Genomic DNA, 7,580 nt, shown 5'->3' on the forward strand with positions numbered 1-7,580 from the left:
AACGCGATCATGGCCACCGGCGACGAGCTGGTACGGAGGATTCTGGACGATGAGACGTCGTCCAGAGCTCGTTCGCGGGCTACGTCCTACCTCCTGCGGGAACTCGGACGAGGCTATCCGGTCGAGCGGCTGGCTCCTTTGCTGATGAGTGACGATCCGGAGGTGGTGCAGAGCGGCGCATGGCTTGTGTCCGAGATGGGAGGCAAGGGAGTGGTCTTGCGTGGATTGATCACCCGCCTCCTCGATCACGCGGCCGATCGAGTACGTTTCCACGCACTCGACTCGCTGCTCTGCTGGGCCACTCCTGCTGACGGCGTGGCCATCGCGACGGCGATCTCGAAGGTGATCGACACCTCCTCGGCCGTCCGCTGGAAAGCTCTGCGCTTTCTCGCCGCGCTCGGCCGTTCGGAACTGGAAGCCGGTGCGGCGTCCCTGCAGGGCCGGCTCAAAGAACTGACGCTGTGGCTGGCCGGGCATGAGATGGACGCGTTCGACAGGAGCGAGATATTGACGAGGCTGGACGCCTCCGAACCTCTGGTCCGAAGTTTCGCGGTCGCCGCAGCCGCGCGCATGTCGTGGCAGGACCCGTCGCTCCTGGCCCATGCGAAGCAGTCGACCGACGACGACATCAGGGAGTTCGCTCGCACCGAACTGGAAGGTTGAGACGATCTCGCGCATCGAAGCCCGCGCCGTGCAGCTGGACGATCGCACGGTGGCCGGCGAAGTACAGGACCCGGCCGATCCCGGCCAGGATGCCGATGACGGGGACGAGCAGGCCGGCCAGGAATCCCGCCGGGCGCGCGGCCTTCGGCGGCGCCGAGCCAGGGCCACCACGAGCTCGGGACGCCGTACGTGGTCAGCAGCTCGACGACCCACGCGGTGCGCGTGAGGATGGCGTACGCGGGGAAGGCCACCCAGACGACGGCGAGCACGGTGACGATGACGTGAATCATGTGGGGCGCTCCTTGTTTCGGTGACGCCGTTTCGGCGACACCGTTTCGGTGGCGCCGGGAGGACGCGGCCTCGTTCGCCGGCACCCTGGACCTCGCCGCCGCAGAACCCCAGGATGAAGAGCCTGCTCTCGCGCGGCACAGGCTTGCCAGGAGGAGGTGGTGGACGTCGCATCGCCGTCCTGGCGTCACCGGCGGTTCGGTCACCGCCTCTCAATCGCGGCAGGCTGCCGGCAGGGATCTCACCGCCGGGCGGCGGCCGGGCCGGTGCGGCCGGATGCGCGAAACGCCGGTGGTGCCGCCACCGCGTCGCCGCCTGTCACCTTTCCTCTTGCCCCTCGCTGAGGCCGGTGGGCAAGTTCGGCACGATCCGTGGGCCCTGCCCCCGCAGTGTGGACACCTTGAGTACCGGATGATGGAGATCCGGAGACAAGGAGTTCCACGGGGCGATGAAGTCGTATCCGCCGGAGTTCAAGGCGGGCGCCGTCGCGTTGTACCTGTCCGATCCGGGACGGACGCCGGCCGCGGTGGCCGAGGACTTGGGGATCAGCCGGGAGACGCTGCGTAACTGGGTGCGTCAGGCGCAGGCCGACGGCAGCGTGGGCGCCAAGGCGCGGGGCCCGGCGAGGAAGCCGGCACGGGGCCCCCTATCGTCCGATGACGTGCTGGAAGAGGAGAACAAGCAGCTCAAGGCCCGGATCCGGGAGCTGGAGCTGGAGCGCGACATCCTGCGCCGGGCCGCGGAGTATTTCGCGGGAGAGACGAACTGGTGAGCCGCTTCGAGTTCGTTGACGACCACGCGGGCGCCTTCGGCGTCAAGTGGCTGTGCCGGGTGTTGCAGGTGTCCCGCTCGGGCTTCTACCGGTGGGTCAAAGCCGCGCCGGCCCGGGCGGAGCGGGCCGCGGCCGATGCCGCGCCGGCGGAGGAGATCCGGCGGATCCCTGGCGAGTTCGACGGCACCTACGGCAGTCCGCGCGTCACCGCCGAACTGCGGGCCCGAGGCCGCCGGGTCAACCACAAGCGGGTCGCGCGGGTGATGCGCCACTGCGGCATCGTCGGGCTGCACCTGCGCAAGAAGGTGCGCACCACGGTGCCGGAACCACGGTGCCGGAAGCCTCGCATCACCAGGTGCCTGACTTGATCCAGCGGGACTTCACCGCCGAGGCGCCGAACCGGCGCTATGCCGGCGACATCACCTACCTGCCCGTCGGCGAGGGCCGGTTCCTGTATCTGGCGACCGTGCTGGACCTGGGCTCCCGGCGGCTGGCGGGCTGGTCGATCGCCGATCACATGCGCACCGAGCTGGTCAGCGACGCGCTGCGCGCGGCCGCCGCGATCCGGGGCAGCCTGGCCGGCGTGATCTTCCACTCCGATCACGGGGCCCAAGTCGGACATCTCCGCACTCATCGCCTGGGCCCGCCGGTCTTCACCGTTCGTCGACGCCACTGTCTGGATGAGGGCAGAGCACGCCGAATACGTAGTGCCCGTCATCACGACAACGGCCGCGCTCACCACCGCGCTCGCCCAGCTCCCGCCGACAGCCGTCCCCATCTTGGACGTGCTGCTCGGCATGGAAGGAACGACGATCGTCGACGACCTCACCCGGGACAGCGTGTCGGGCGTGGCCGAGGTCCTGCGCCCGGCCGGCTCGTACGCCGGGGAGTACGTGGCGGCCGCCACGGTGGTGCAGGCCGCACGCCGGCGCTCCATCCCCGTCGTCACCTCCGCGCCCTTCCCACTAAGGGCCCTGTGGCCGGAGATCGAAATCGACCTCGTCCCATAGCGCCAGTTCCCCTCAGCAGCCCAGGCCCAGACACCCGGCTCCCGGACGCCGCTGTCAGTTCAGGCACCGGCGCCCCGGTCAAAGGGGCTGAGGGAGTGCGCCTCGGCCGCCCTCGAAGCGCTGCGAGCGTCTCGGCGACTGCCTGATGCCCGAACGGTGTGGCCCGGCAGGCAACAGCGTCGGCCGGCCACGGACGCGCAGGCGGTTTCTCCCGTCAAGGACTGCGAGGTTCGTCCGAGGGGCCGGTGGCGGCGAGGTGGTCGTGCAGCGCCGCGTGACGGAACTGGTAAACCGGGCCGACCGCGCGCAGCAGCCCGAGCCGGTGAGCGTCGTCGAGGAAGTCCATGATCTGCCTGGGCAGCCGTCCGGCGAGCGCCTGCCGCATGCCGGCGACCTTGCACAGCAGCGACGCGTGATGGTTGCCGAACGTCAACACGCCCGACAGCGTGCCCGCCAGGACCCCTGCGAGCAGCCCCGCGAGCCCGGACGCGAACCCGTCGGCCAGGACTCCGGCGAGGATGCCCGCGAGCGCCCCGGCGAGCATCCCGGCGAGGACGCCCACGTGCGACTGCAGCCGGCACAGGGCGTCGTCGGCCCGCCAGCTTGAGCGCGGCGTGCTGACCGCGGTCAGCGTGGGCCGCGCCGCCCACTCGATCACGGCCGACGCCACCGTCACCACCACTCCGGCCACCACAGCGAAGGCGATCCCGAACGCGGCCCCGAACACGAGCTCGACCACCAGCCCGCCCACGACCCCGACGGCGGCCCCGTAGGCGGCGTTGCCGGCGACCGAGTGGAGCAGGAGGGCCGTGCGCCCGCGCAGGCGCAGATCGGCGTAGCCAGGGGTGTCGTCGCTCCACCCTCGGGACAGGCCTCCCCGAAGCAGCCCCACCAGCGCGAACACCAGCGCGAATCCCGCCCCCTGACCGGGCCCGGCCATGAGGGCGAGCATGAGTCCGCCGGCGAGCGCGCCCGCGAGCGCCGAGGTGAACCGGGTGAAGAGTCCTGCCATCAGGCGGATGTGCGGCGTGGTGCGGGCGATGCGCCACCAGGCGATGTCGCGGGTGGCGTCCGGGGGGAAGGCGTGGGCGAGGTAGGTCAGGTAGCGGCGGGTGGCCTCGGGGTCAAGGTGGTGGCGGGGGCGGAAGTGCTCGGCCGGGTCGGTGCTGGGCGGGCGGGATTGGATCAGGGCGGGGATGAGCCGGTCGAGCAGGTGGGCGCGCAGCGCGTCGGCGTCGCTGCCCAAAGGGCCGAGCAGTGCGGCGGGGTCGGCGCCGGGGGTCAGGTAGACGGTGCGGATCAGCCACAAGCCGAGGGGGGTGGCGGTGAGCCGGGTCAGGCCGGGGGCGGTGCCGGAGCGCAGCGCGGTCAGCACCTGTCTCCAGGCGGCAGGCGGGGTGGCGGGCAGGCAGGCGGTCAGGTGGTCGGCGGCGGCTTGCGGGGTGACGGGTTTGGGGACGATCACCGCTGCGGCGGTCAGTGGCCGGCCGGCCGCGTGGACGGCGGTGGTGAACTCGGCGCGGCGGGTGGTGAGGATGAGCTGGTCGCGGGCGGTCAGTGAGGTGTTGAGCGCGGTGATGACGCGGGCGCGGGCGGGGGCGGGGATCTCGTCCAGGCCGTCCAGGATGTGGCCGCCGTCGGCCAGTGCGGCGGCGGCGCCCGCGCCGAGCTGCGGGGCTTTCAGCGCCGGGTAGTCGGTGGCCAGGCGGACGGCCAGCCAGTCCTGCAGCCGGGGATGCGCGTCGGTGTCCCAGCCGGAGACCGGTAGCAGCACCGGCACCGCGACGATCTGCCCCTCGGCGGCGGCGGCCTGGTCGGCCGCGCGGGTGGCCAGCAGCTGCAGCAGCAGCTGGACCGCCAGGGTGGTCTTGCCCATGCCCGCGCCGCCGGTGATGACCAGCCGCCGCCGGGTCAGGCCGCGAAAGGCGCCGGCCAGGGCGTCGATCCGGTCGCTGCGGCCGGTCAGGGTGAACTCGGTATCGGCGCTGATCAGGCGGGCCTGGCTCATCACGGTTTCGTCGGCGATGAGCTGCCAGCGCACCGGGATCGGTTCGGGGTCCTCCAGCAGCCGGTGGCGGGCCTCGGTGCGCCACTGCTGCTCCACCAGGGCGGCCAGTACCTGCGCGGCGGCGTCCACGGTGGTGTCCACGGTGGTGTGCCCGGCGGCGTCCACGACATTCCGCGCCCGGCTGCCGGCGCCGGCGTCGAGGCGGGTGGTCGCCGAGCGGCGGGCCCAGACCAGCACCGTGCCCGCCAGGGTGAGCGCGGCCAGGATCACCGCGGCCAGGTCGGCCCGGTTGACCGGATCGTCCGGATCCAGGACCCGCCAGACCAGGGCCACCCCCGTGACCGCCGCCAGCACGGCCAGCACGGCCAGCACGGCGACGGCGATCCGCCCGGCGGCCTTGGGTCTGCTCATGCCCTCAATCGTCGCCGTCGGCCGGGCGTCCCGGCAGTGCTCGTAGGCGAATCGTGACCAGCGGGTCATGGCCGGGTGACGGGCGCCCCGGCCGGAGCGTCCTGGTCGATCCCGTTCGAGCGTGGTCTCGCCCGAGCAGGACAGTCGATCCGCGCCGAACGCCGCGCGACGATCAACGGCCGGGACCTGCCGGCGAGCAGCCCGCTGGGTACCGAGCCCGTAGCAGGCCAATGGCCTGCGGCGATGGTCTGCGCCGCTGATGTGCCGGGACAGGCCGCCGGGTCAGCTGTCGGCGGGCTGGGCCGGGTAGCGCAGCCCCTGACGGTGCCGGTGGCACAGGTAGACGATCGCGCCGCTTTCCGGCACCGTCCGCTCCCGCGGGCCGCCCCACTCCAGGCCCGGGTCGAGCTCGGCCAGCGTCCGGCGGAATTCGGCGACGTCCGGGTCCGGCCGCCGCCCGGGCTGTGGCCCACCGGCGCGGGCAGTGGTTCGTCGTGCAGGGCCAGCAGGGTGTCGACAACAGTGGCGTGGGTGGTGAGCCGGCCGCGTAGCTGTTTGCGGCGGGCGTTGCGCGCGGCGGTGATCTCTTTGAGGCTGACGGTCTCGCCGGACAGGTGCGGGCAGGTCGCCCGGCACAGGAAAGTGTCGTCGGTGCCGTCGGGGTGACGCAGGTAGACGCGGATCTCGGTGATGTCGCGGGGGTCGTAGCGGATGGTGACCTGATCGCCGACGTAGTCGGCCAGGACCGGGTCGATGTAGCGCAGGGCCAGGAACTGGATGCCGTCGGTGTGGACCTTGCGCGGTTTGGCGACAGTGCACAGCAGCAGGTCCAGTTGCTCCAGCGAGTCGGGCATGCGCGGGATGAACGCGCCGGCCTCCCATCGGGCTTGGGGTGGGAGGCGAGTTTCGGAGTGCGGGCGCAGGTTGTAAACCTCGCGGATGAACCGGCCGATCGCGGCGTCGAGCTCGGCGAGGGTCAGGGCGGCTTGGGCGGCGCGGTCCTTGCTGCCCTTGGGGGCGTAGCCGGGCGGGTGGGCCAGGCACATCTGGTTCATGGACACCATGAACCGTTCGATCTTGCCGTGGCCGTGCGGCTGGCCCTTCTTGCTGAACATCGGCCGCACGCGTAGGTCGGCCATCACCTGCTCCAGGTGCGAGGAGGTGAAGTCCGGGCCGTGGTCGAGGTGGAACACCCCGGGGATGCCGCACACGTGCCAGCCCGGCTCGCTCTTGCGCCAGATGGCCTGCCGGAAGGCCAGCGCGGTGGACAGCGCCGAGGGCGCTTCCAGGCTGACCGCGTACCCGGCGATCGCGCGGGAGTGGTCGTCCTCGACGGCGGTCAGCCAGGGCCGGGCTGGCTGGCCCTTGGGGTCTATGACCCACAGGTCCAGCTCGGTGTGATCGGCCTGCCAGATCTGGTTCGGCTTGGAGGCCTCTCTGCGATGCACCAGCTCATACACCTCCCGGTAGCGTTTGGCGCCATCCAGGGCGAGCGTGAGGAGCGCCGGGTCGAGGTTGCGGACGATCTCGTGCACGGTGGAGTAGCCGGGAACCGGCCACTCCTGCGCGGTGGCGATGCTGGCGGCCTGCCGGTGGATCAACGCCACACTTGGGCGGGGTGGTCGCAGCGCCAGGCCCTCGATCAGCAGCCGCAACGGCTCGGGCATCCGTGCCCGGCCGCGGTCCGAACGCGGCCGGCGCACCAGAGCGGCCAGGCCACCGGCCCGACAGGCCGCGGCGCCACCGGCGCAGCGTCCGCTCGGCGGCCCCGCAGGAGACGGCGAGCCGGGAAAGGGGGACACCCTTCTTCGAGATGGGCCCTCAGCAGCCGCCAGCGCTCGATCGCCGCCCGGCGTTGCGCGTCGCTGAAGCCCGTCAGCGGGGCGGGGTCGTCGTCTGACGCGACTGTTTCATCAACCGTCCCTTTCTGACCGCCATGACACCACTGCGCCGGCCCCGTTCGCTGGGCCCGTTCGTTGGGCCGTTCGTTGGGCCCCGCATGGGGTGTTCCCGCTTTGCGGGCGGAAGTTGCCGGCAAACGGAGTTATGCTCGGTTGCCGGCCGAGTTGACGGGCTGGTGGGTGGGACTCACCCCGAAGCCATGACTGCGGGCGGTTGGAGCTGCTCGGGGATACGACGCTGGAGGGCCTGGCCACCAGCATCCGTGCCGAGGTGAACGCCATCATCTACGCCACGATCTGGGGTTGCCTCCTCTTTTCGAGCCAAGCGGAGTACGTTCCCGGAGGTTCGAGCCCGGCTCAACGCGGCGTGCTCACTCGCCCCTGTCCTGAGCCGTCCGGTTGAGGACGATGTCGAGCAGGCCGGGGAAGCGAGTCTCCAGATCGTCGCGGCGCAGCGTGAGGTAGAGCTTGCGACCGGCGCGGCGCTGGCGGATCACGCCGCTCTCGCGCAGGGCTCGCCAGTGGTG

Annotated in this window: 4 protein-coding genes and 1 pseudogene; 3 read left to right on the forward strand and 2 right to left on the reverse strand. The window is 71.8% G+C overall.

The features are described from left to right. The first annotated feature begins 9 nt into the window (after positions 1–9). The 3 genes and pseudogenes from AB0H75_RS43735 (at position 10) to AB0H75_RS43745 (ending at position 2,733) form a co-directional block, all read left to right on the forward strand. Complete coding sequence (locus tag AB0H75_RS43735; RefSeq protein ID WP_367806717.1) at positions 10–663, forward strand: hypothetical protein; 654 nt, start codon at positions 10–12, stop codon at positions 661–663. Positions 664–1,399: 736 nt separating this feature from the next. Next, positions 1,400–2,336, forward strand: a pseudogene (locus AB0H75_RS43740) (IS3 family transposase); the annotation flags it as partial. Positions 2,337–2,403: 67 nt separating this feature from the next. Next, positions 2,404–2,733: a hypothetical protein gene (locus AB0H75_RS43745; protein WP_367806729.1), complete on the forward strand. Its 330-nt coding sequence runs from the start codon at positions 2,404–2,406 to the stop codon at positions 2,731–2,733. Between the two features lie 214 nt (positions 2,734–2,947). Here AB0H75_RS43745 and AB0H75_RS43750 read toward each other — a convergent pair whose 3' ends face one another. Continuing rightward, positions 2,948–5,152 carry a hypothetical protein gene (locus tag AB0H75_RS43750; RefSeq protein WP_367806719.1) on the reverse strand — a complete coding sequence of 735 codons (2,205 nt, stop codon included), beginning with the start codon at positions 5,150–5,152 and terminating at the stop codon, positions 2,948–2,950. Between the two features lie 65 nt (positions 5,153–5,217). Continuing rightward, positions 5,218–6,819 carry a Mu transposase C-terminal domain-containing protein gene (locus AB0H75_RS43755; RefSeq protein WP_367806721.1) on the reverse strand — a complete coding sequence of 534 codons (1,602 nt, stop codon included), beginning with the start codon at positions 6,817–6,819 and terminating at the stop codon, positions 5,218–5,220. Positions 6,820–7,580 lie beyond the last annotated feature (761 nt).

The sequence above is a fragment of the Nonomuraea sp. NPDC050783 genome (assembly GCF_040802095.1).
Taxonomy (GTDB): domain Bacteria; phylum Actinomycetota; class Actinomycetes; order Streptosporangiales; family Streptosporangiaceae; genus Nonomuraea.

What these genes read in the sequence shown, in the direction of transcription:
- AB0H75_RS43735 (WP_367806717.1), top strand. Translation starts at nt 10, where the DNA reads ATGGCCACCGGCGACGAGCTGGTACGGAGGATTCTGGACGATGAGACG.
- AB0H75_RS43745 (WP_367806729.1), top strand. Translation starts at nt 2,404, where the DNA reads ATGAGGGCAGAGCACGCCGAATACGTAGTGCCCGTCATCACGACAACG.
- AB0H75_RS43750 (WP_367806719.1), bottom strand. Translation starts at nt 5,152, where the DNA reads ATGAGCAGACCCAAGGCCGCCGGGCGGATCGCCGTCGCCGTGCTGGCC.
- AB0H75_RS43755 (WP_367806721.1), bottom strand. Translation starts at nt 6,819, where the DNA reads ATGCCCGAGCCGTTGCGGCTGCTGATCGAGGGCCTGGCGCTGCGACCA.